Raw genomic sequence first — 23,222 nt, 5'->3', positions numbered from 1 at the left:
CTAGCCGGTCAAGATCCGAGCGCTGTGCGGATTTCGTGCTCCACGTTCGCGGCGGCCACGAACAACAATTCGTCTCCTGGCTCCAGGGCGTCCTCAGGCTGCGGCACGATCACCCGGCCACCTCGAAGGATAGTCACGAGCGCGGCGTCCCTGGGCAGCGTGATGTCCTGGACCGGGGTTCCGGCCAACGGTGTGTCCTCCGGCAGGGTCATCTCGACCAGGTTGGCCTGGCCCTGCCGCAACGTCAGCAGTTGGACCAGCCCGCCGACACTGACCGCCTCCTCGACCATCGCGGCCAGGATCCGCGGGGTCGACACGGCGACGTCCACCCCCCAGCTCTCGGTGAACAGCCACTCGTTGGCCGGGTCGTTCACCCTGGCCACCACGCGGCGCACCGCGAACTCGGTCTTGGCCAGCAGGGACACCACCAGGTTGACCTTGTCGTCGCCGGTGGCGGCGATAACGCAGTCACACAACTGCAGCCCGGCGTCCTCCAGCGAGGACAGCTCACACGCGTCGGCCAGGACCCATTCGGCCTGCTCGACCGTGTGCGGCTCGAACTGGGCGGCCTGCCGCTCGATCAGCATCACCTGGTGGCCACCGGCCACCAGTTCGGCGGCGATGGACCGGCCGACGGCACCCGCGCCCGCGATCGCGACCCGCATCAGTGGTCCTTCCCCATGTCAGGCGTTCCTGGCATCAGTGGTCCTCCTCGGGTGGCTGGCCGGCCGCGTTGGTCGCGTCGCTGACAGTGCCCGACAGGGCCGCCACATAGATCACATCGTCAGCTTGCACGACAGTTTTGCCGTCCGGTAGCACACCTGTGCCGAAGCGCATGACGAAGGCGACCCGGCAGCCTGTCGCCTCTTCCAGCGCGCTGACCTTCTTGCCGGCCCAGCCGTCGTGCACCGGCAGTTGAACGACCGCGACCTTGCCGGACGGCTCGCGCCACACCGACGCGACACCGTCGGGCAGCAATGTCCGCAGGAACCGGTCGGTGGTCCACGGCACGGTCGCGACCGTCGGGATCCCCAGCCGTTCGTAAACCGCGGCGCGTTTGTGGTCGTAGATCCTGGCGACGACGTGCTCGACGCCGAACGTCTCCCTGGCCACCCTGGCCGAGATGATGTTCGAGTTGTCGCCGCTGGACACCGCCGCGAACGCCCCGGCCCGCTCGATTCCGGCCTTGATCAGGACGGTCCGGTCGAAGCCGACCCCGACCACCTGCGAGCCGTGGAAGTCCTGGCCCAACCGCCGGAACGCCTGCACGTCCTTGTCGATCACGGCGACCGTGTGACCAAGCCGTTCCAGCGCGGCCGCGAGCGACGACCCGACCCGGCCGCACCCCATGATCACCACGTGCACGACCCTGCCTCCTCGCCCGAAGACTCCCGCTGTCCGCCAAGAACCTACCGGTCTTTGCTCCACCTGGGTGACGCAACCGCTCCGATTACGCAGCGACACGTCGACCGGAACGTACTCGGTGCGGGCGCGTTCGGTCAGCGCGCGAAAGTGCGATCGACCTGCTCCCGGACGGCCCGAGCCCAGGCAGGTGCCGATCCAGGGGCAGGACGCGAGCATGGTGCACGACGAGTCGGCCGATGACGCGGTGGCGGGACCGCCCTGCTCGTGACCGGTTTCCGCGGTTCGGGCGAAGCGGTCCGCACCTGGACTTCGCCCGCTGACCGGGTGGTCGGGCGTGTTGTGCTCGACCGAGATCCATGCGACATGACGGAGCGCTTAGGCTGTGATCTCGTGTCGAAGTTCTCAACTGTCGCGAAGCGTCTCCTGGTCGGGCGTCCGTTTCGCAGTGACAGCCTGGGGCACACGTTGCTGCCCAAACGGGTCGCGCTGCCGGTGTTCGCCTCGGACGCCCTGTCGAGCGTGGCGTACGCGCCCGAAGAGATCTTTCTGACGCTCAGCGTCGCCGGGATCGCGGGGTTCGTCTACGCGCCGTGGGTCGGCCTGGTGGTCGTCATCGTCCTGCTCGCGGTTGTCGCGAGTTACCGGCAGAACGTGCACGCCTACCCCAGCGGCGGTGGTGACTACGAGGTCGCCACGACCAACCTCGGTCCCCGGTCCGGACTGACCGTCGCCAGCGCCCTGCTTGTCGACTACGTCCTGACTGTGGCGGTGTCCATTTCGTCCGCCGCCGCGAACCTGGGCGCTTTGGTCCCGTTCATCTCCGACAACAAGGTGACGTTCGCGGTGGTCGCCATCGTCGTGCTCACCGCCATCAACCTGCGGGGGATCCGCGAGTCCGGCACCGCTTTCGCGATTCCCACGTACGCGTTCATTGTCGGCATCTTCCTGATGATTCTGTGGGGATTGATCCGGTCGCTCGTCATCGGCGACGAGGTGCACGCGGCCAGCGCCGGAATCGAACTCCAGGCGGATCCGAACAGCCAACTGGCCGGTATCGGGTTCATCTACATGGTGCTGCGGGCGTTCACGCAGGGTTGCGCCGCGTTGACCGGGGTCGAGGCGATCAGCAACGGGGTACCGGCGTTCCGGAAGCCAAAGTCCAAGAACGCGGCCTCCACGCTGCTGATGCTCGGCGTCATCGCGGTGACCATGTTCATGGGCGTGATCTGGCTCGCCAAGATCACCGGCTTGGTGATGGCGGAGAATCCCGGGACACAGCTGAAGAACGCGCCGCTCGGTTACGAGCAGCACACCGTTATCGCGCAGCTGTCGCAGGCGGTGTTCTCGGACTTCGCGCCTGGCTACTTCTTCGTTATCGTGGTCACCGCGCTCATCCTCGTGCTGGCCGCGAACACCGCGTTCAACGGGTTCCCGGTGCTCGGATCGATCCTGGCGCAGGACCGGTACCTGCCGCGCCAGCTGCACACCCGCGGTGACCGGCTGGCGTTCTCCAACGGCATCCTGTTCCTGGCCGGATTCGCCATATTGCTGGTCGTGGCGTTCGACGCCGATCCGACCAAGCTGATCCCGCTGTACACCGTGGGCGTGTTCGTGTCGTTCACGTGCAGCCAGACCGGCATGATCAGACACTGGAACCGGTTGCTGCGGAACGAGACCAACCCGTCCGAACGGCGCCGAATGCGGCGATCTCAGGGCATCAACGCGTTCGGCCTGGTGATGACCGGGACAGTGCTCGTGATCGTGCTCATCACGAAGTTCGTCGCGGGCGCGTGGATCGCGATCGCCGCGATGGCCGCGATCTTCGCGCTGATGACCGGCATCCGGAAGCACTACGACCGGGTGGCGGACGAACTCCGTTTCGCTGAGGAGGGCGGCAACCCCGGTGTCATGCCGTCCCGCAACCACGCGATCGTCCTGGTGTCCAAACTGCACCTGCCGACTCGTCGCGCCCTCGCGTACGCCAAGGCGACCCGGCCGGACATCCTGGAAGCCGTGACGGTGAACGTCGACGACGCCGACACGCGTGCCCTGGTTGCCGACTGGGAGTCCAACGGCTTCAAAGTCCCGCTCAAGGTCGTCGAGTCGCCGTACCGAGAAATCACGAAACCGGTCCTGGACTACGTGAAACGTGTCCGCACCACCAACCCGCGGGACGTGGTGACCGTGTTCATCCCAGAGTATGTCGTCGGCCGCTGGTGGGAGCACTTCCTGCACAACCAGAGCGCGCTTCGTCTCAAGGGGCGCTTGCTGTTCCAGCCCGGTGTGATGGTCACGAGCGTCCCGTGGCAGCTCGCGTCGTCGGCGAAGGTGCACGACAAGACCGTGATCGCGCCCGGTGCGGTTCGGCGTGGCCTGCACGGCGAGGACGACAAGTGACGACCAGGGCCAAGGTGGATTGGAAAGGCCGCCGGCTCGACGTCGAGGTCGGCCCGGTCGCCCACGGTGGGCATTGCGTAGCCCGTTTCGAAGGGCGTGTCGTGTTCGTACGGCACGCGTTGCCCGGGGAACAGGTCACTGTCGAGGTGACTGAGGACAAGGGCGGCTCGTTCTGCCGGGCGGACGCAGTGGAGATCATCACGCCGTCGCCCGACCGCGTGACCCCGCCATGCGAGCTCGCCGTACCTGGCGGGTGCGGCGGCTGCGACTGGCAGCACGCGTCCGCGGACGCACAGCGCGAACTGAAGGCCTCGGTCGTCGCCGAGCACCTGCTGAAGGCCACCGGGCGGGACATTCCGGTTCTGGTCGAGGAACTTCCCGGCGGCCTCCTGGAATGGCGCACCCGCGTGCGGATGGCCGTCGGCCGCGACGGTGTGGCCGGCTTCCGCGGGCACCGCAGTCACGACGTCGTGCCGGTCGCGCACTGCCCGATCACGGTTCCGGATCTCGTGGAGACGGTGGCGGGCAAGGAATGGACAGCCGACGCCGAACTCGAACTGGTCCGCGACGGAGCCGGACGGTTCAGCTCACGACGGCTCGGCCCGATGCGGATGGTCGGCGGACGCAGACAGTTCCCTCGTCAGTCGATCGACGGCACCGGGGTGGCCGTCGAGTTCGCCGCCGGACGGCACTGGGAGATGGACCCCTTCACCTTCTGGCAGGTCCACCCGGCCGCCGCGGACACGCTCGCGAGCGTCGTCGCGGAATGGGCAGAAGCGTCCCCAGGCGCGTGCGCATGGGACCTGTACAGCGGCGTGGGGCTGTTCGCGTCCGTGCTGGCCACTCAGGTCGGACCAGAGGGACTCGTCCGCGCCGTCGAGCAGAGTTCAGCCGCGTTCGACAGCATCCGGATCTTGGCGGACCTCCCACAGATCGAGGTCATCGCCCGGAAAGTCGAATCGGCCTTCGCGGGCCCCCTCGATGGCCCGACGCCCGAAGTCGTCGTGCTGGATCCGCCCCGCAAAGGCGCTGGACACGACGTGGTGGACCAGATCGCCGCCCGCCGTCCCGCCCGGGTCATCTACGTCGCGTGCGACCCGGCGGCGCTTGGCCGTGACGTGGCCAGGTTCGAGACCCACTCGTACCGCCTTGAACTGGTACGGGCGTTCGACGCGTTCCCGATGACGCACCACGTCGAGGCCGTCGCGTTGCTCACCCCAGGGGAGTGAGCGGGATCAGACTGGCTCGTAGCGTGTCCGCGGGAGCCGTTCCCACGTCTCCTCGTCCGCCGGCGTGTACACCTGCATCCGAGTATCGGGTGTGGCCGAAACGACCAGCTCGTTGGCCACGAACGCCAGCACACCGGCGTCAGGGTGCACGAACCTTCGGGTGCGGACCTCAGGCTGGGCGACCTCATGCCGGGACCACAGCGCTTCGAACTCAGGGCTCAGGGACGCGAGCCTGGTGATGTCCTCCTCCCATTCCGGCTCGCCGATGTGTCTGCCGTACTCGGTGCGTAATCGCGCGACCAGGTGGGGCACCTCCTCGTCGTAGTTGAGGAGCTGCTTGCGGGCGCTGGGCTCGGTGAGACAACACCACAACTGGTTGTGGTGGACACACGGCATCGAGTGCCAATGCCGGAACAGCCCTTGGTACGCCTCGTTCGAGGCGATGACGTCGAACCGGGTGTTCATCAACACGGCCGGCAGTGGTTCGAGCGACTGGACCACGTGCAGCATCGAGTCAGGCACGTCACTCGGCGTCACTGACCACCGCGTCGGCGTCGCCTCGGCGAGCTGGTACAGGTGTTCCCGCTCGGTACGGTCGAGCTGCAGCGTCCGCGCAACCGCGTCGAGCACCTGGACGCTCACATTGATCGGCCGGCCCTGTTCTAACCACGTGTACCACGTGATTCCGACGCCGGCGAGCAGCGCCACCTCCTCCCGGCGCAGCCCAGCGGTACGGCGGCGACTCCCCGGGGGCAGCCCGACATCGCGCGGGGCCAGCCGGGCCCGGCGCGCCTTGAGGAACTCCGCCAGCTCGACGCGTCGGCGGCGCATCCCCGACCCCGACGACTCCGCGAGCTGTGAGTCCACTGATTCGAGTGTCGTCACACAGTCATGCTCTCAGGCTCCACCGACAATTTCCGGTCTCGCTGATCCTGGTGCTGGCAGTAACAGCATCAGCGGGCTCTCGGCGTCGCCTTCCCCACGCCCTGATGGTTACTCTCATGACCACGAACCTCCAGCCCACATCGACCCGGACGGAGCAGCCGACCGGCCGGTGGGCGACCCTGGCCGTGCTGCTGCTCGGCCAGTTCATGGCATTGCTCGACGTAACCATCGTTAACGTGGCAATGCCGACGATCCGGACCGACCTGCACGCGTCCGGCGCCGCGCTGCAGCTCGTCGTCTCCATGTACACGATCAGCTACGCGATGCTGCTGATCACCGGCGCACGTCTCGGCGACCTGTTCGGACGTAGGCGGATATTCGTCGGAGGCGTGGCCGCGTTCACCATCAGCTCGCTCCTGTGCGGTCTCGCGCCGGATCCCACGATGCTGATCGCCGCACGGTTCGTGCAAGGTGCGGGCGCCGCGCTCATGATGCCGCAGATCATCAGCGTCATTCAGCTCGGATTCAGTGGCGCCGCACGGACGAAGGCACTGAGCGCGTACTCGGCGGTGATCTCGGTCGGCGGGGTGGCCGGAATGGTGATCGGCGGAGTCCTGGTGCACGCGGACCTGTTCGGCGCGGGCTGGCGGCCGGTGTTCCTGATCAACGTGCCGATCGGGCTGGTCGTGATCGCGTTGGTACCGCGGTTCGTCCCGGCCGACCAGCCATCCACCGGACGGCGGCTGGATCTGGCCGGATTGGTGGTACTCCTGCCGGCCACGTTCCTCATCGTTCTCCCGCTCGTCCTCGGTCACGAACAGAACTGGCCGGCCTGGATGTTCCCCAGCATCGCGGTGGGACTCGTGCTCGTGGCGGTGTTCGTTCGCGTTGAACGTCGAGTGGCGGCACGCGGCGGAGACCCGCTGTTGAACCTCGACGTCCTAAGGGCCCGAGGTTTCGGGCGTGGCCTGGTAGCCCTTGCCACCGCCATGATCACCTACGGCGGGATGCTGTTCGTCCTCGCCCTGCACCTCCAGTCCGGCCTGGGAGAGAGCACGCTGCAGGCGAGCTTGGTCTTCGCACCGGCCGGCGCCGCGTTCGGGATATTCGGCTACTACTGGCGGAGGCTGCCGGCCCGCACTCAACCCATGCTCATTCCGGTCGGATTCCTGTTGACCGGTGCGGCGTATGTTCTTCTCGCCTTCGCGTTGCGCGACGGATCGCAAGGCAGTGTGGGGATGTACGCGGGACTGGTGCTGTTCGGTGCCGCGATGGGATGCGCGTTCGGATCCTTGACGAACCGCGTACTGGCCGATGTGCCACCTGGAGAGGCCGCGGACGCGAGCGGATTGCTGACCACCACGTTCCAGTTCGGTCAGGTACTCGGTGTGGCCACGTTCGGCAGTGCGTTCCTTTCGTTGGCGGACGGACACTCCTCTGCCGTGGCACTGTCGACCGCGTTCTTCGGGATGGCCGTCGTAGTCCTGGCGGGATTCGTCACGACTGTCGCGCGTCGCCGGTAGACGCCCCGGAAGCGAACCAGTACTGCGGACCCGGTCGCAGGTTGTGGTAGATGTGCTTCGCCTCCTGGTACTCCGCCAGACCGGCCAGGCCCAGTTCGCGGCCGACCCCGGACCGCTTGAAGCCGCCCCACTCCGCCTGCGGCAGGTACGGGTGGTAGTCGTTGATCCAGATCGTGCCGTGCCGCAGGCGGGCCGCGACCCGCTGGGCCCTGTCACCGTCCTTTGTGAACACGCCGCCGGCCAGGCCGTAGTGGGTGTCGTTGGCGATCCGGACCGCGTCGTCCTCGTCGGTGAAGCGTTCCACAGTCAGCACAGGGCCGAATGCCTCTTCTCGTACCGCGTACGTACCCTGTTTCACCTCGTCAAGCACGGTCGGCAGATAGTAGTGACCACCAGCGAGCCGCTCGTCCTGTGGACGCCAGCCGCCCGTACGGAGCACGGCCCCTTCGGTCATCGCCATCGCCACGTAGTGCTCCACTTTTTCCAGATGTGCCGCGGAGATCAACGGGCCGGTCTCCGCGTCCGGATCGAACGGACCGCCCAGACGGATCCGTTCGGCCCGCCGCACGATCTCGTGGACCAGCGCGTCATGCAGTTCGTCCTGCACGATCAGGCGCGCGCCTGCGGAGCACACCTGGCCGGAGTGCAGGAACACCGCGGTCAGTGCGTAGTCCACAGCGGTTTCGAAGTCCGCGTCGGCGAACACGATGTTCGGATTCTTGCCGCCCAGTTCAAGCGCGACTTTCTTGACTGTCGCCGCCGCGGCCGCCGCGATTCGAGTCCCTGTGGCCAGACCGCCCGTGAAGGACACCAGGTCCACGTCCGGATGTTCGGCGAGCGGCGCACCTGCCTCGGCGCCCGCACCGAGGATCAGGTTGGCGACGCCGTCAGGAAGGCCAGCCTCCTGCAAGGTGCGCATGAGCATGATCGCCGTGCTCGGCGTCAGCTCACTTGGTTTGAGGACGAACGTGTTACCGGCAGCCAGTGCGGGCGCGACCTTCCAAACGGCTTGCAGGAGCGGATAGTTCCACGGAGTGATCAGTCCACACACGCCGACGGGTTCGTACACGATCCTGCTGGCCACATCGGGGCGACCTGGATCGACGACGCGACCTGGGTCGTTCGCCGCGAGCTTCCCGAAGTAACGCAGGCAGGCCGCCACGTCGGCCATGTCGTATTCGCTTTCCACCAAACGCTTCCCGGTGTCCAGCGACTCCGCCCGCGCGTACGCGTCGACGTCACGCGTGACCAGTTCCGCCACGCGCAACAACAGATCGCCGCGTTCCACCGCCGGGGTTCCCGGCCAGGGCCCTGAATCGAAGGCGATCCGTGCCGCCTCGATGGCCGCCTCGGTGTCGATACCGTCCGCCTCATCGACCGTCGCCACCGGCTTGCCGTCGGCCGGGCAGCGGATCTCCCTGGTCCCGCCGCCGAGCGCGGACACCCATTCGCCAGCGATGAACAGCTCGGCCATCGGCCCTCCGATCCGGTACGAGGCAAGGCCCCAACCCTACGTGACATGGCCGTTCCCGCGCCGATCCAAAACTGTCGGTGCCCCATGCGACGATCCAGTCATGGAAATCCTCACGAACTTCGACCGGGCCGTCACCGCCGCCAACGCGGTGCTCGACAAGATCGAACCGAACCAGTACTCGATCCCGACACCGTGTGACAAGTGGACAGTGTGGGATGTGATCAACCATGTCACGGCTGGAAACCTGAAAGGCGTGGCCATGCTGACCGGTACCGAACCACCGGACCGCGACGCCGACCTGCTGGGCGACGACGCCCGCGGCGCCTTCGACCGCTCGGTCTCCTCAGTGCGTGCGGCGATGAGCGCGCCAGGCGCGCTGGAGAAGAAGGTGGCCACACCGCTCGGGGAGCAGCCGGGCGCCTTCGTCGTGCACATGCGGGTGAACGAGTTGATCGTGCACTCCTGGGATCTGGCGAAGGCGACCGGCCAGTCGACCGACATCGAACCTGAGTTGGCCGCAGGCGCCCTGTCCCAGTGGAGAGCGCGAATGGGCGACCGGCCGCGACCGGCCGACGGCCCGTTCGGTCCGGAGCAGGAGGCGTTACCCGGGGCGACCGCGGCGGACCGCTTGGCGGCGTTCCTCGGCCGCGCGCAGAACTAAGCAGTGTTCAGCAGTGTTCAGCTGTCCAGTGCGGGCGCTGTTGAACGCACGAATGTGGGTGGGGCCGAACCTGTCTTCCAGGCATCGTTCGGACTTGCTTTGGAGGCGTCGTGGCGATGCAGCGTCTCTTCGCTTCTGTTCGAGGCGGGTCAACCTTGAAGGCGGAAGCCCCGTCGGCGGGTCGGGTGTTGAGGGTCCGCGTCGGACCAGGATGGAGGTAGAACGCAAGGGAGCAACGTCGTCGCGCCTTGTCTGAGGTGTCCGGACACGGCTCATCCCACGGGATAGCGGTCGACGGGATTTTCTTCTGGGTCGGAGGGGAGGTCGCGTCACGGAGAGGTGTTCCTCGAGCACTCGGGATCGCCCATGGATTGGGCGTCATGGCGATCCTGTGATGACTCTTGGCACGCGTCGCTGAACCGGGAACCCGTGGTTGTCGGCGAGATGGGCGAGCTGTTCATCGGAGGTGTCCAGGTCGCGGGTAGCTATCTGCGCCGCCCGAGCTGGCCGCGGACCGGCTCAGGTCCACCCCTCGGCTATCGCGTGACAGGCCGTGGCTGACTCGCGTGGGGGGATCCTGGCCGCCAGTTCTTCGTCGAGCCCGTTCAGGCTGGGTCGGCGTCCGGTCGCTGGCTGTAACCGAATTCGGCTTCGTGGAAGATCTCGCTGTTCGGGCTGGCCTCCTCGGCGACTCCGCACTCCTGGCTGAGCACGGCGTGCGCGAGGTTCGCCAACGTCAGCCAGGCGGTCACCAACCCGCCGATCAACAGAAAGGTGCCGAGAGTTCCGTCTCCAGCCCGGAAAGCCCACGCGACCAGCAGTAGGAGCGCGAATGTGATCGTGGCGGTGAGCACCGCACGGATCAGGTACGTCCGGCGCTCCCTGGCGACATCTGCGTGTGAAGCCGCGTAGATGGCGACGGTCGCTCCACACTGCCAGCACTTCACGGCCACCACTGCCGGCTCGTCGTGATGCCGTTTGAGCGAGTAGACGTCACCGCCGGCAGCCCGGACATGCGTCACCCGTGCAGAGACATGCGTCGCGATCCGGAACAACCGCTCTCCCGACTCTCCCCGAATCCTGGAGGTATCGAACGATCCTGCGTCACATGCATAGCCGAGGCAAGCACCTACCACCGGCCGGTCTAAATCTCTCGACCATCCAGCAGCCAAACTCCTCGAGGAGGACATCGCGGTAACTGACCTGTGCTCATCAACTGAATAGACGCCTGGTGGAGTTTGGCCTGGTGCCCTGGCATCTGGTGCCCAGCGACGTGGGCGAGCCTGTCGGGGACGGTCACAACCGTGCTGTGCGCAACCGCGTTCGCGTCCGGTCCTGGTGAGTTCGCGTCGAACGGCGTAGCCGTTCAGCCTCTGTCTGTGGTCGTCCAGCCACAGGTGGAACGGCCCTTTGCACGTTCCGCATGATCGGGCGGGCACAGGTGCACATGGATTCACGCCGCGGACTGAGGGGCGCTGCCCGGTCGGTGCGAGTCACTGACCTGACTGGCTGAACGTATCCACGGCTCTCCATCCGACTCGATCGACGACGGAGCTGGCGACGGGATAGACAGGCCGCGGCTGTTGAGAGTTGCCGTGGGTTACCGGCCTGGAGGAGCTCAGCTTGGCGGAGTGTCCTCGCTCGGTTGGTCTGCGACGGGCGGGCTGGTGGCGGATTGGCCAGGAGCCGGTTGGCCAGTCGCGGGTTGGCCAGTTGACTGCGGCCCGGTTGGCGATTGACCTGGGACGGGGGGAGCAGAGCCGGCCTGCCCAGCTGGTGGCCGGCCGTACGACGGCTGGCTCTGAGCCGAGGTACCCGGGGTCGACTGGCCCATAGGCTGGCCCTCGGTCGGCTGACCGGCTGCCGAGTGACTGGCTGCCGAGCGACCGGCGACTGCTTGTCCCGCGGAGGAGTTGAACCACGACTGGCTAGTGGGTGGTTCGCCTGGGGGTGGGGTGAACGTTGCCTGGCCGGATGGCGGTGCCGGCTGTCCGGTGGCGAGTTGGTCCAGGGGACGGCTGGCGGGTGGCTGACCCGTCGGCGGTGATGGCGGGGGACCGGGTGCTTCGTGGGCGGTGGGTGGCTGGCCAGGCGGAACGTGCCTCGATGCCGGTTGTCCGCTGTGGGGCTGGTTCAGGATGGGGTGACCGGGCACCTGTGTCTGTGCGGGTTGGCCGGATGCCTGGCTGGGTCCGGTTTGGCTGGGTGGCTGGCTGCTGGCGGTTCGGCTGGGCGGCTGGCTGGGGGTGGTTTGGCTGGGTGGCTGGTTGGGGGCGTTTTCGCTGGGCGCCTGGCGGGGTGCGGGCTGGTCAGGTGCCTGGCTGGGGGTGGGTTGGCTGGGTGCCTGGCTCGGGAGGGGGTGGCCGGGCGTTGGGGCGGAGGTGTGCGGGCGGGGTTCGGGCACGGGCTGGTGTTCGGGTTGGCGTTCGCGTTGCCCGAGTTGTTGGCCGGGTGGCTGGGTGGGTGTCGCTTGGCCTGGTGTTGGGGTGGGGGAGGGGTGGCCGGGCTGTGGTGGGCCCGGCGTTTGGCCTGGTTGAGGAGGCATTCCGGCTCGCGCCCTGAACCAGTCCGGGATGTGGTTGTCGTCGCGGGGGAACTGGCGCAGTTCGTCCTGGAACCCGATGGGTGGCGGCACTCGGCGCCAGCGGGGCTCCACGTCGGGTTCGAACTCCGCGCTGTACTTCGACGGGTAGTCGAGCAGGTACACGCCGGACAGCCAGGTGCCTCGGCCTGGTTGGTACATGTGGGTGCGCAGGTCGCCGAGCATCTCCACGACGTCCATTGGGGGGCGGATCGGGTGGGTTTGGCCGTCGTCGCCGGTGATCGCCACGTCCACCTCGATGTGCCGGCCGGCGGAACGGTATTCGGCGCGGATTTGGCGCCAGTTCGGTGGTGCCGCCCCCAGCAGCGCCCGGCCGATGCGCCGGATCAGCTGCTGCTGATCTTCCCCTGACAGGCTCATGTCCCCCGGTCCCCTCACTGACCCCGTGCTTTCGTCAGGACCCTACAACTTTCGATGTCCTCGGACAGGGAGATCCGGTGGAGGAACGGTGCCTGGCGGGGTTGCCGACCGGGAGCGTCCGTAGACTGGCGGGAAGCCGGTTGGGGCGGGAAGCCGGGGTGGACGAGTACGGAGTGGAGCGAGTCAGACGAGGTGGAAGCAGTGACTCTGCTGGAGAACCTGCACGGACCGACCGACTTGAAGCGCCTCACCGAGGAGGAGGTGACCCGGCTCGCGGCTGAGATCCGCGCGTTCCTGGTGGACAGGGTCGCGAGGACCGGCGGGCACCTAGGGCCCAACCTCGGCGTGGTGGAGTTGACCCTGGCGGTGCACAGGGTGTTCGACTCCCCGGGGGACGCGATCGTGTTCGACACCGGGCACCAGAGCTATGTGCACAAGATCGTGACCGGGCGGGCCGCCGGCTTTGACCGACTGCGGCAGCACGGTGGCATGTCAGGCTACCCTTCGCGGGCCGAGAGCGAACATGACCTGGTGGAGAACAGCCACGCGTCCACGGCACTGTCCTATGCCGACGGGCTGGCGAAGGCGTTCCAGCTGCGCGGGCAGCGTCGTCATGTGGTCGCCGTCGTGGGTGACGGGGCTCTCACCGGGGGTATGTGCTGGGAGGCGTTGAACAACATCGCCGCCGACCGCACGCGTCCGATCGTGATCGTCGTCAACGACAATGGTCGCTCGTACGCGCCGACCATCGGCGGTCTGGCCGACCATCTGGCGTCGCTGCGGCTTCAGCCTGGGTACGAAAAGGCTTTGGAGGGCGGCAAGCGGGTGCTGCAGAGCACCCCGGTTGTGGGTAAGCCGATCTACGCCGCCTTGCATGCGGCCAAGCGTGGGATCAAGGACGCGCTGAGCCCGCAGATGATGTTCGAGGACCTCGGCCTGAAGTACGTCGGCCCGGTCGACGGCCACGATCTGCATGCCATGGAGGCCGCGCTGCGCCGGGCGAAGGAGTACGGCGGCCCGGTCGTGCTGCACGCTGTGACCCGGAAGGGCAACGGCTACGCGCCGGCCGAGAACCATGAAGCCGACCAGATGCACGGCGTCGACGTGATGGATCCGATCACCGGTGAGCCGGTCAAGCCGAAGAAGGCGACCTGGTCTTCAGTGTTCTCCGACGAGCTCGTTCGGCTCGGCGCGGATCGTGAGGACATCGTCGCCATCACCGCGGCCATGCTCGGTCCTACCGGCCTGGACAAGTTCGCGGCCCGGTTCCCGGCCCGTTGTTTCGACGTGGGCATCGCCGAGCAGCACGCGCTGACGTCGGCCGCGGGCCTCGCCATGGCCGGTATGCATCCGGTGGTCGCGATGTACGCGACGTTCCTGAACCGGGCCTTCGACCAGTTGCTCATGGACGTGGCGCTGCACCGCCAGCCGGTGACAGTCGTGCTCGACCGGGCGGGCATCACCGGTCCAGACGGCGCGAGCCATCACGGCATGTGGGACATCTCGATCCTCGGCACCATCCCGGGTATCCGGGTCGCCGCGCCGCGGGACGCGAAGTCGCTGTCCGAGCTGTTGCGTGAAGCGACCGACGTGGACGACGGCCCGACTGTGCTGCGGTTCCCGAAAGCCGCTGTCGGGCCGGACATTCCGACGTTGGAGCGAACCGGCACGGTGGATGTGCTGCGCCGCCCCGCCGACGGCGACGACAACGACATCTTGCTGGTGGCCGTCGGCGTGTTCGGCGAGTTGGGGATCGCGGCCGCGGAACGCCTGTCGGATCAGGGGATCGGTGTGACCGTCGTCGACCCACGGTGGATCACGCCAGTGCCCGCCGAGTTGGTGGAACTCGCTGCGCGGCACAGGCTTGTGGTCACAGTCGAGGATGGTGGCCGGCACGGCGGCTTCGGTTGGGCACTCGCCGCCGCGATGCGTGACGCCGAAGTTGACGTGCCCCTGCGCGATCTCGGTGTGCCGCAGCAGTTCCATGACCATGGCACGCGCAGCGAGGTATTGGCCGACCTGGGACTGACCGCGCAGGACGTGGCAAGGCGAGTCACAGAATGGGCAGCGGGCCGCCTCGGCGAGCCAGCCGATGCTCAGGTGCAGGCGTCCACCAAGGACTGACAAGGGTGCATGCGGTCGCCGTACGAGACAAAGACACCAGTGCCGTGGGCAAGATCAGCCGGCGCGAAGCGCAGGTTGACCTGCCGACGCTGAAGGACCGCAGCCGGCCGCCAAAGATCGGCTGGCGCATCTGGTCGGTCCTGCGTCGGCAGACGAACGACGCGAGACAACCTGAATCTCGCGGTGGCGGAGGCTGCGGTCGGCGGCGGAACGCTTGGCGCCCATTGGCAACGGACGTCCTCGCGCTTCCTGAAGAGGGACGCGCGGGGAGTCCGTTGTGCGTTGAGGGCGTGCGGAAGGCTTCGGTCGGCCTTGACGAGGGGTGCGTAGGCCAGGGCGTATGTGGCCTCGGACGCGCTGGTGGTCAGGTGCGGAGTACGGGCTACGCCGACGATGAGGCGGCCGCGGGTGGTCACGTCGATGGTGATGAGGGCGCGCGCGAGCAGGATGGGTGGGTGGGTGTTACCGAGGTCGCTTGGGATGTGTCGCGCACAGTGTGGAGTATTGGACACCGTGTGGACGGGTCGCTGCGGTCTGGGGTGGATCGGTGGGGTGTGCGTGGGCGGGGGCGGTCTGGCCTGAGGAGGGGCGGCGTCGGGCTGGTTGTGGGACGGAGCTGTCGATGTTTGACATGTGGGGTGTTGTTCGCGGCCGTTGGTGGGCTTTATCTGGTAGAAGTCGAGGACAGAGAGGCGCTCCCCGTGGCGGCTGGCGTCCGGGATCGGGTGTCCACGAAGGACTGATGACGTGCGAGTTCTGGTAGTCGAGGACGAGGCGGCGCTGGCTGAGGCGATCGCCCGCGGCCTCCGTCGGGAAGGCATGGCCGTTGACGTCGCCCTGGATGGGGACGCCGGCCATGAGAAGTCGACGATCACACGTTACGACGTGATCGTTCTGGACCGTGACCTGCCGGGAATGTCCGGTGACGAGCTGTGCCGGGAGATTGTGGCGTCCGGTGCGCTCACCCGGGTGCTGATGCTGACCGCGAGCGGGACGGTTGAGGACCGGGTCGAGGGGCTCTCCCTCGGCGCGGACGACTACCTGGCGAAGCCCTTCGCGTTTCCCGAGTTGGTGGCGCGGGTGCGGGCGCTGGCCCGACGGGCGACACCGGCCACGCCGCCGGTGCTCACTGTCGGTGACCTCGAGCTCGACCCGGCCAGGCGTACGGTGAGCCGGGCCGGTCGGCCGGTGGAACTGACCCGCAAGGAGTTCGGGGTGCTCGAAGTGCTGCTGGCCGCGGGCGGTTCGGTGGTCAGCAGCGAAGAGCTCCTCGAACGCGTCTGGGACGAGAACGCGGACCCGTTCACCACCACGGTCCGGGTGACCGTCATGACGTTGCGTAAGAAGCTGGGGGAGCCAGGGCTGATCGACACCGTGGTCGGATCCGGTTACCGGGTGCCGGTGGCCGGCGCCGAGGAGGGGTGACCACCCGTCGCGGGCCCGGCCTGCGGGTCCGCATCACGCTGCTGGCCACCGGCCTCGCCGCCGCGGTCAGCGCGATGCTGCTGTGGCTGGGCTGGCTGCTGGTCGGCAACGTTGTCGGCGCGGTCCCGACCCTGCCGGGTGACACGACCGTCGTGGTGGGCGGGAAGCAGGTCGACGCGTCCGCGCTGGGCGCGGTGATGCGCGACGACGCCCGGGAGCGCATCCTGGCCTCTGGTGCGATCGCGTTCGGATGCGTGGTCGTCGCGGCAGCTCTCCTCTCATGGACGTTGACCGGCCGTATCCTGCGCCCGTTGCGGGAGATCACGGGGACCGCACGGAGGTTGTCAGCCGAGTCGCTGAGTGAGCGGATCGCGTACGACGGGCCCCGCGACGAACTCGCCGAACTCGCCGACACGTTCGACGGCATGCTGGCCAGGCTGCAGGCCGCGTTCGACTCACAACGCAGATTCGTGGCGAACGCCAGCCACGAACTGCGCACGCCGTTGTCCGTGATCCGCACGGAACTCGACGTCACGCTGACCGACCCGGACGCGGACGCGGCGGAACTGCGTCGAATGGCAGGCGTGGTACGTGCGGCGACCCTCCGGTCAAGTCAACTCGTCGAAGCCCTCCTCCTGCTCGCCCGGACCGACGGGATCGGCCTGGCCACGCGTGAACCGGTCGACCTGGCCAGCACGGTCGCCGCGGCGTGGCACGGTGTCAAGGCCGAAGCCGAGCCGCGGGGTATCACTCCTTCGTTCCACGTGGCCCCGGCTCCGGCGGTCGGTGATCCCTCGCTGCTGGAACGTGTCGCCGGCAACTTGCTCGAGAACGCCGTGCGGCACAACGTCGACGGCGGCTGGATCGACGTACGCACCTCGGCGACCCCGGAATGGGCGACGTTGCGGGTGAGTTCGTCGGGTGCGCACATCGATGCCGGCCGCGTCGGCGAGCTGTTCGAGCCGTTCCGGCGCGGGGGAGTGGACCGGACCGCGCGGACCGGCAGCGGGCTGGGACTCTCGATCGTGCGCGCGGTGGTGCTCGCCCACCACGGCCAGGTCACCGCGACCCCGATTCCCGACGGCGGACTGTCGGTCACGGTCCATCTCCCCGTCAAGCCCTGAGGCTATTGCCAGACCTGGATGGCACGGACCACGAACCGCGCCGACGGGACATAGCTGCCGCCGCCGGGATACGTGGTGAAATCCGCCTCGGTCGAGCACGTTTCCCCTTGGTACACGGTCACTTCCTTGGTAAGCCGGTTCGCGAACGAGTGCGCGACGAGCCCGTTCAACGGCACACACTCACCTGGGTTCGCGGTCTCCAGCGTGAACCGCACGGCTTTGCCGGTATAGCTTTCCTTGGCCCACGCGCAGAACTCGCCCTGGTCGCACTTCGGTCCCGTGTCGGCAGACGCGACGGTGACGGTGCTGAACGCGGCCGTGGTGGTGAGCGCGGCCACCACAAGGCCGCGCCGAATCGACTTTCCCACTGGGATTCCCCTCTGTCCTGAGCGATCGCCCCTTCGATCGCTGACTCCAGGTTCCCTGTTTTGGGACCCGTTGTCCGCTGATTCGGAGTTGATCACTCGATCGTGGCGACGGTTGCCTCTCACGGGTGACCGAGGCGTTCGGCGAGCGCCAACGCGTCACCAGGCGCCTTGACGGCCTACGCGGATGTGAGACCTCGGAGGAGATGACAGCGATGTCCCAACCGGCGTGGCAGGTGGATCCTGGATGAGCTGATCAGATATCTGGCGCATCCGAAGTCGGGTGCGATGGCCTTCGACGACAGGGGGTCATCCTGGGTGACTGTTCGTGACTCGGTTCGTTCCGGGACGTTGCGGGCCACCGACGCTCCGGTCGCGGCAGGAAAGGGCTGATCCGCAGATCCGGTTGCCGGCCCAGGTCGCCCAATCGGCGGACACTGGGACGCTCACCGCCGCGATCCGGATACCGGACACGGTGGGCGCCTTGAATGTCACCGCGGATCTGCGGGCGAACCAGATCATCGGTCACATTGATGTGGAGTCGCCCAGGGAAGGACGTGCGACGACCCGCGTTGAGCCGGCCGAGCCCAGTTTGGTGTCGTCGGCGCTGTCTTCGCAGGACGGCGCCGAGGTCGACGAGCCGGCTTCCGAAGTGACGGTGTCACATGTCGATGAAGATCGGGTTGGTGTAGCACCAGAGGTCCTGGAAGGGATCTGACTGGCCGACGATGTCGGCGATTGGTTCGATGCCGTTGGGGGTGTGGCGGTTTCCGTCGGTTCCGCGCAGGCGCACGTAGAACGGCGCGCGGACGTTGCGGAAGGTGTGTTTGAAGAACACGGTGTTTCCTGGCCACCAGCGTGGTTCGAAGGATTCCGCCACTGTCACACCGTCCACATGGGCCGCGTCGGGTGTGGACGGGCCGGTTACCGGGCCTTGGATGAGGTCCAGGCGGCGCAGCCGGGGGATCGAGCCGCTCGCGTTCGGGCAGGACGCGAGCCGGGCGGCCAGCACGACCGTCACGTTCGCGCCTCGGCGGACGCGGAGCCGGCCGCCGATCGTGGCGGTGCGCCCTTCCGAGGAGTATGCCGAGAACTCCAGGTTGTCGGCGAGGCCGCCGTGGGTGATCCATACGCGGCCTGATCGGAGTCCTTCGGTGACGCCGGTGAATGTCCGGTGGGTGGCGCCGACGACCGTTCGGCTGAACTGGGCGGGGAAGAAGTCCGCGTATGGTGCCAGGATCTGCGGTGTGTCCACATGGATCGGGTCGGGGTACTTGCCGGTCTGGTCGTAGTAGCCGTCGGGCACCGCGGGCCGGACCAGGTGGTCGCCGCGGCTGTAGTGGGCGTCCGAGTTGCTGGTGATCCAGAAGCCTTTGCCGTCCGCCAGCAGGGAATCCCAGACGCCGCCGAGGGTCGCGGTCATCCAGTCGAAGCCGCCGTAGGTCCGGTACGCCTCAACGGGGAAGCCGGGCCACGAGTCGGCGCCGGGGGAGTTGCCGTAGCCGCCGCGGTGGCCGCCGTTCCCGTTGGGCTGGGGGAATCCATCGGCCTGGGCGCCGGGGGCTCCTTCCATGCCGATGACGATTCCGGTGTCCCGCAACGCACGCAGCTCATGTGGGGCGACGCGGCCGTTGCGCGTCGGGTGGTTCACCACGACGATCGGGTCACGCGTGTTCGCCTTCAACCACTGTACCGCGTCCACCGCGCGAGTCTCGTTCGCTGGCGAGTTGGAACCGTCGTTCTGCAGGCGGGAGTCGTGATCGTGCTCGAACGTACGCAGCAATGACGCCTCGTTCGCGCCTGGCGCGAAGAACACCGTGGCGTGCTCGGCGCTGGGGACGTTCCACTCCATGCCGTGCCAGAGCAGGATTCCCGGGTGCCTGCGGCGGGCCGCGCGGATGTCCGCGTTGGTGGCCTCCACTGAGGACTTCTCGTGTGCCGGGTAGCCGTGGTCGGTGATCACCAGCCAGTCGGCGCCGTACCGCAGCGCGTTGCCCACCACTTCGTCCACTGTGTACATCGCGTCGTACGAGTACTGGGTGTGCGTGTGGTGGTCGCCTGCCAGCCACCGGAACCGGTCGCGGCCGAGCAACCGGCCCAGGTCCACGTCGATGTCCAGGTCCAGTGGCGCCGCCACGGCAGGAGTGGTGCCGCCCAGTGCCACGGCCGCGCCAAGCATGCCCGCGCGCTTGAGGAATCGTCTCCGGTCGCTCATGCGGCGGACGCTAAGGGCCCAAAGTGGCCGGCAGGTGGCCGGCTGATGTCCGGTGGCCCGCACGTGGTGTGGACCACCGGACAAAAGATCAGACAGGGACGCTGGCGACACCCGGAGTGAGGAAACGCTTACCCGTCACCCGTTCCGACACGCCCGCCCGGTCGAGGTACGGGGTGACGCCGCCGAGCCAGAACGGCCAGCCGGCGCCCAGGATCAGGCACAGGTCGATGTCCTGCGCCTCGGCCACGACACCTTCGTCGAGCATCCGCCGGATCTCGTCGGCCAACGCGTCCAGCGTGCGGTCCAAGAGCTGCTGGCCGGTCGACGGCGACGAGCCGGCCTGCCACAGTGCGGCTACCTCCGGGTCCAGGGTCTGGTTGCCCTGCGCGTCCCACTGCCACACCGCGGTCTTGCCCGCCTCGACGAACCGCTTCATGTTCTCGCTGACGCCGAACCGGTCCGGGAACGCGTTGTGCATGATCTCCGCGACATGCAGGCCGACCGCCGGGCCGACGAGCTGCAGCAGGACCATCGGCGTCATCGGCAGGCCGAGCGGGTCGAGCGCGTGGTCGGCCACCTCGAACGGGGTGCCCTCGTCGAGCGCCGCGGTGACCTCGCCGAGGAACCGGGTCAGCAGCCGGTTGACGACGAACGCGGGCGCGTCCTTGACCAGCACCGAGGACTTCTTCAGTGCTTTGCCCACCGCGAACGCCGTCGCCAGTGTGGTGTCGTCGGTCTCGGCGGCCCGGACGATCTCCAGCAGCGGCATGACCGCGACCGGGTTGAAGAAGTGGAACCCGACGACCCGCGAAGGGTGCCGCAGCTTGGCGGCCATCTCGGTGACCGACAGCGAGGACGTGTTGGTCGCGAGCACGCACTCGGCCGACACGTACTCCTCGACCTCGGCGAACACCTGCTGCTTGACCGACAGGTCCTCGAACACGGCCTCGATCACGAAGTCGGCGTCCGCGAACGCGGCCTTGTCCAGTGAACCGGACACCAGGGCCTTGAGCCGGTTCGCCTCGTCCGGCGAGATCCGCTTGCGGCCCAGCAGCTTGTCGACCTCGCCGTGCACGTACCCGACGCCTTTGTCCACCCGGGCCTGGTCGATGTCGGTCAGCACGACCGGCACGTGCAGCCGCCGCGCGAACAGCAGGGCCATCTGGGACGCCATCAGGCCGGCGCCGACGATGCCGACCTTGGTGACCGGCCGGGCCAAGGACTTGTCCGGTGCCCCGGCCGGGCGCCGCGCTCGCTTCTGCACCAGGTTGAACGAGTACAGCCCGGCTCGCAGCTCGTCGCCCATCACGACGTCGGCCAGGGCCGTCGTCTCGGCGTCGTAGCCACGGTCGAGATCGTTGTGCCGAGCCAGGTCCAACAACTCGACCGCACGAGTGGCACCGGGCGAGGCGCCGTGGGTCTTGGCGTCCACAAAGGCCTGGGCGCGGGCGATCGCCGCGTCCCACGCCTCGCCACGGTCGATCGACGGGCGCGCGACCGTGGTGTCGCCGTTCACGACGTCGGCCAGCCAGAGCAGCGACTGTTCGAGGTAGTCCGCGGAGTCGAACAGCACGTCCGCGATGCCGAGCTCGAACGCCTGCGCCGGCTTCAGCATCTTGTTCTGGTTCAACGCGTTCTCGATGATCACGGTCACCGCGCGGTCCACGCCGATCAGGTTCGGCAGCAGCTGCGTGCCGCCCCAGCCCGGGAAGAGGCCCAGGAAACACTCGGGGAACGCGATCGCGGCCGCGTTCGACGCCAGCGTCCGGTAGTGGCACGACAGGGCCAGCTCCAGCCCGCCGCCCATGACCGCGCCGTTGACGAACGCGAACGTCGGGATCGGCGAGTCGGTGAACCGGCGGAACACGTCGTGCCCCTGCTTGCCGATCTGCAGCGCGGTCGCCCGGTCGGTGACCTGCTCGACGCCGGTGAGGTCGGCGCCGACGGCGAAGATGAACGGCTTGCCGGTGACCGCGATCGCGGCCGGGGAGGCCTCGACCGCGGCGGTGAACGCGGCGTCCAGGCTGGCCAGCCCGGCCTGGCCGAACGTGTTCGGCCGGGTGTGGTCGTGGCCGTTGTCCAAGGTGATCACCGCGACCGGCTTGACCAGCCCCGGAACGTGGACCAGTCGGGTGACCGCGTGTGTCACGACCTCGTCAGTCATTGCCCCTCCAGTGCGGGTTCTCCCAGATCACAGTGCCGCCCATGCCGATGCCGATACACATCGTGGTGATGCCGTACCGCACGTCGGGCCGTTCCGCGAACTGGTGGGACAGCTGCGTCATCAGCCGTACGCCGGAGGACGCCAGCGGGTGGCCGGTGGCGATCGCGCCGCCCCACTGGTTCACCCGCGGGTCGTCGTCCGCGATGCCGAAGTGGTCCAGGAAGGCCAGGACCTGCACGGCGAACGCCTCGTTGATCTCGAACAGGCCGATGTCGTCGATGCTCAACCCGGTCCGGGCGAGCGCCTTCTCCGTGGCCGGCACCGGCCCGACGCCCATCACCTCGGGCTCGACGCCGGCGAACGCGTACCCGACCAGCCGCATGCCGACCGGCAGCCCCAGTTCGCGGGCGGTCTCCTCGTCGGCGAGCAGTGCTCCGGTGGCTCCGTCGTTCAGGCCGGCAGCGTTGCCTGCGGTGACCCGGCCGTGCGGCCGGAACGGGGTCTTGAGCGCGGCCAGGGCCTCGACTGTGGTGCCTGGCCGGGGTGGCTCGTCCTCGGTCGCCAGGCCCCAGCTCAACTCGGCGGACCGGGTGGCGACGGGCACGAACTCCGGTCCGATCTTGCCGGCCTTCACCGCGTTCGCGTACTTCTCCTGGGACGCGGCGGCGAAGGCGTCCGCGCGTTCCTTGGTCAGGTGTGGGAACCGGTCGTGCAGGTTCTCCGCGGTCTGGCCCATCACCAGGGCGGACGTGTCGACGAGCTGGTCCGCCAGGAACCGTGGGTTCGGGTCCACGCCCTCACCCATGGGGTGGCGGCCCATGTGCTCGACGCCGCCGGCGATGGCCACGTCGTACGCGCCGAAGGCGATGCCACTGGCCGTCGTGGTGACGGCCGTCATCGCGCCCGCGCACATCCGGTCGATGGCGAAGCCGGGCACGGACTTGGGCAGCCCGGCCAGGAGGGCGGCGGTGCGGCCGATGGTCAGGCCCTGGTCGCCGATCTGGGTGGTGGCCGCGATGGCGACCTCGTCCACCCGCTCCGGCGGCAGTTCCGGGTGCCTGCGCAGCAGTTCCCTGATCACCTTGACGATCAGGTCGTCGGCCCGGGTCTCGGCGTAGATGCCCTTCTTGCCGGCCTTGCCGAACGGCGTCCGCACGCCGTCGACGAAGACCACTGTGCGCAGGGCGCGCGCGGCGGCTGGTGGGGCGGCAGAGGCCACAGCCATGTCCTCCTTCTGTTACCGGTTACCCGCCGGTAGGGCGGCCGTGGCTCTACTCTAGTCGAGGTTACCGGCGGGTAACTACCTCAG

At 68.0% G+C, this 23,222-nt stretch carries 18 protein-coding genes; 9 read left to right on the top strand and 9 right to left on the bottom strand.

The genetic code is table 11. The features are described from left to right. Nucleotides 1-8: 8 nt before the first annotated feature. Both EV192_RS42570 and EV192_RS42565 read right to left on the bottom strand, forming a co-directional pair. Nucleotides 9-665: a potassium channel family protein gene (locus EV192_RS42570; RefSeq protein WP_132124420.1), complete on the bottom strand. Its 657-nt coding sequence runs from the start codon at nt 663-665 to the stop codon at nt 9-11. Nucleotides 666-699: 34 nt separating this feature from the next. Then, nucleotides 700-1,365 (bottom strand): potassium channel family protein, encoded by a 666-nt coding sequence (locus tag EV192_RS42565; protein ID WP_132124419.1) that lies wholly within the window; start codon nt 1,363-1,365, stop codon nt 700-702. Nucleotides 1,366-1,755: 390 nt separating this feature from the next. Here EV192_RS42565 and EV192_RS42560 point away from each other — a divergent pair, with 390 nt between their 5' ends. Together EV192_RS42560 and EV192_RS42555 are read left to right on the top strand one after the other, a co-directional pair. Next, nucleotides 1,756-3,762 (top strand): APC family permease, encoded by a 2,007-nt coding sequence (locus tag EV192_RS42560; protein WP_132124418.1) that lies wholly within the window; start codon nt 1,756-1,758, stop codon nt 3,760-3,762. Next, the gene (locus tag EV192_RS42555; RefSeq protein WP_243727418.1) at nt 3,759-4,991 is read left to right on the top strand and encodes a class I SAM-dependent RNA methyltransferase; all 1,233 of its coding nucleotides are present in this window, start codon (nt 3,759-3,761) and stop codon (nt 4,989-4,991) included. The genes EV192_RS42560 and EV192_RS42555 overlap by 4 nt, the downstream gene beginning before the upstream one ends. Before the next feature lie 6 nt (nt 4,992-4,997). On the opposite strand, the gene EV192_RS42550 is transcribed toward EV192_RS42555, so the two are convergent. Then, the gene (locus EV192_RS42550) at nt 4,998-5,876 is read right to left on the bottom strand and encodes a helix-turn-helix transcriptional regulator (RefSeq protein ID WP_243727417.1); all 879 of its coding nucleotides are present in this window, start codon (nt 5,874-5,876) and stop codon (nt 4,998-5,000) included. 116 nt (nt 5,877-5,992) lie between these two features. Here EV192_RS42550 and EV192_RS42545 point away from each other — a divergent pair, with 116 nt between their 5' ends. Further along, nucleotides 5,993-7,399, top strand: coding sequence for an MFS transporter (locus tag EV192_RS42545; RefSeq protein ID WP_132124417.1), 1,407 nt, complete (start codon nt 5,993-5,995; stop codon nt 7,397-7,399). Here the strand turns inward: EV192_RS42545 and EV192_RS42540 are convergent. Next, nucleotides 7,374-8,873, bottom strand: coding sequence for an aldehyde dehydrogenase family protein (locus EV192_RS42540; RefSeq protein WP_132124416.1), 1,500 nt, complete (start codon nt 8,871-8,873; stop codon nt 7,374-7,376). The two genes, EV192_RS42545 and EV192_RS42540, sit on opposite strands and share 26 nt — an antisense overlap. 100 nt (nt 8,874-8,973) lie before the next feature. Between EV192_RS42540 and EV192_RS42535 the strand changes: the two genes are divergently transcribed. Continuing rightward, nucleotides 8,974-9,534 (top strand): TIGR03086 family metal-binding protein, encoded by a 561-nt coding sequence (locus EV192_RS42535; RefSeq protein ID WP_132124415.1) that lies wholly within the window; start codon nt 8,974-8,976, stop codon nt 9,532-9,534. A 605-nt stretch (nt 9,535-10,139) separates the two neighbouring features. Here the strand turns inward: EV192_RS42535 and EV192_RS42530 are convergent. Then, complete coding sequence (locus tag EV192_RS42530; protein WP_132124414.1) at nt 10,140-10,556, bottom strand: hypothetical protein; 417 nt, start codon at nt 10,554-10,556, stop codon at nt 10,140-10,142. Nucleotides 10,557-12,277: 1,721 nt separating this feature from the next. On the opposite strand from EV192_RS42530, the gene EV192_RS42525 reads away from it, so the two are divergent. The 4 genes from EV192_RS42525 to EV192_RS42510 all read left to right on the top strand — a co-directional run bounded on the left by EV192_RS42525 (nt 12,278) and on the right by EV192_RS42510 (nt 17,169). Then, the gene (locus EV192_RS42525) at nt 12,278-12,487 is read left to right on the top strand and encodes a hypothetical protein (protein ID WP_132124413.1); all 210 of its coding nucleotides are present in this window, start codon (nt 12,278-12,280) and stop codon (nt 12,485-12,487) included. 210 nt (nt 12,488-12,697) lie between these two features. Then, a complete protein-coding gene (gene dxs / locus EV192_RS42520) occupies nt 12,698-14,620 on the top strand; it encodes a 1-deoxy-D-xylulose-5-phosphate synthase (protein ID WP_132124412.1) in 1,923 nt (640 codons plus the stop codon). Between the two features lie 747 nt (nt 14,621-15,367). Beyond that, nucleotides 15,368-16,045: a response regulator transcription factor gene (locus tag EV192_RS42515; RefSeq protein WP_132124411.1), complete on the top strand. Its 678-nt coding sequence runs from the start codon at nt 15,368-15,370 to the stop codon at nt 16,043-16,045. Further along, nucleotides 16,042-17,169: a sensor histidine kinase gene (locus EV192_RS42510; RefSeq protein WP_243727416.1), complete on the top strand. Its 1,128-nt coding sequence runs from the start codon at nt 16,042-16,044 to the stop codon at nt 17,167-17,169. Before EV192_RS42515 ends, EV192_RS42510 begins: the two co-directional genes overlap by 4 nt. Before the next feature lie 2 nt (nt 17,170-17,171). Here EV192_RS42510 and EV192_RS42505 read toward each other — a convergent pair whose 3' ends face one another. Then, the gene (locus tag EV192_RS42505) at nt 17,172-17,537 is read right to left on the bottom strand and encodes a peptidase inhibitor family I36 protein (RefSeq protein WP_243727415.1); all 366 of its coding nucleotides are present in this window, start codon (nt 17,535-17,537) and stop codon (nt 17,172-17,174) included. A 403-nt stretch (nt 17,538-17,940) separates the two neighbouring features. Between EV192_RS42505 and EV192_RS42500 the strand changes: the two genes are divergently transcribed. Further along, nucleotides 17,941-18,252 (top strand): hypothetical protein, encoded by a 312-nt coding sequence (locus EV192_RS42500; RefSeq protein WP_132124410.1) that lies wholly within the window; start codon nt 17,941-17,943, stop codon nt 18,250-18,252. On the opposite strand, the gene EV192_RS42495 is transcribed toward EV192_RS42500, so the two are convergent. The 3 genes from EV192_RS42495 to EV192_RS42485 all read right to left on the bottom strand — a co-directional run bounded on the left by EV192_RS42495 (nt 18,196) and on the right by EV192_RS42485 (nt 23,096). Then, entirely contained in the window at nt 18,196-19,749 is a 1,554-nt protein-coding gene (locus tag EV192_RS42495) for a PHP domain-containing protein (RefSeq protein ID WP_132124409.1), read from the bottom strand. The genes EV192_RS42500 and EV192_RS42495 overlap by 57 nt on opposite strands. Nucleotides 19,750-19,837: 88 nt before the next feature. Next, nucleotides 19,838-21,913 (bottom strand): 3-hydroxyacyl-CoA dehydrogenase NAD-binding domain-containing protein, encoded by a 2,076-nt coding sequence (locus EV192_RS42490; protein ID WP_132124408.1) that lies wholly within the window; start codon nt 21,911-21,913, stop codon nt 19,838-19,840. Next, nucleotides 21,906-23,096, bottom strand: a complete 1,191-nt coding sequence (locus EV192_RS42485; RefSeq protein WP_132124572.1) for a thiolase family protein — start codon at nt 23,094-23,096, stop codon at nt 21,906-21,908. Before EV192_RS42485 ends, EV192_RS42490 begins: the two co-directional genes overlap by 8 nt. Nucleotides 23,097-23,222 lie beyond the last annotated feature (126 nt).

It is taken from the genome of Actinocrispum wychmicini (assembly GCF_004345645.1).
In the GTDB taxonomy this organism is placed as follows: Bacteria; Actinomycetota; Actinomycetes; order Mycobacteriales; family Pseudonocardiaceae; genus Kibdelosporangium; species Kibdelosporangium wychmicini.
This window is presented reverse-complemented; position numbering and strand designations above follow the sequence as displayed.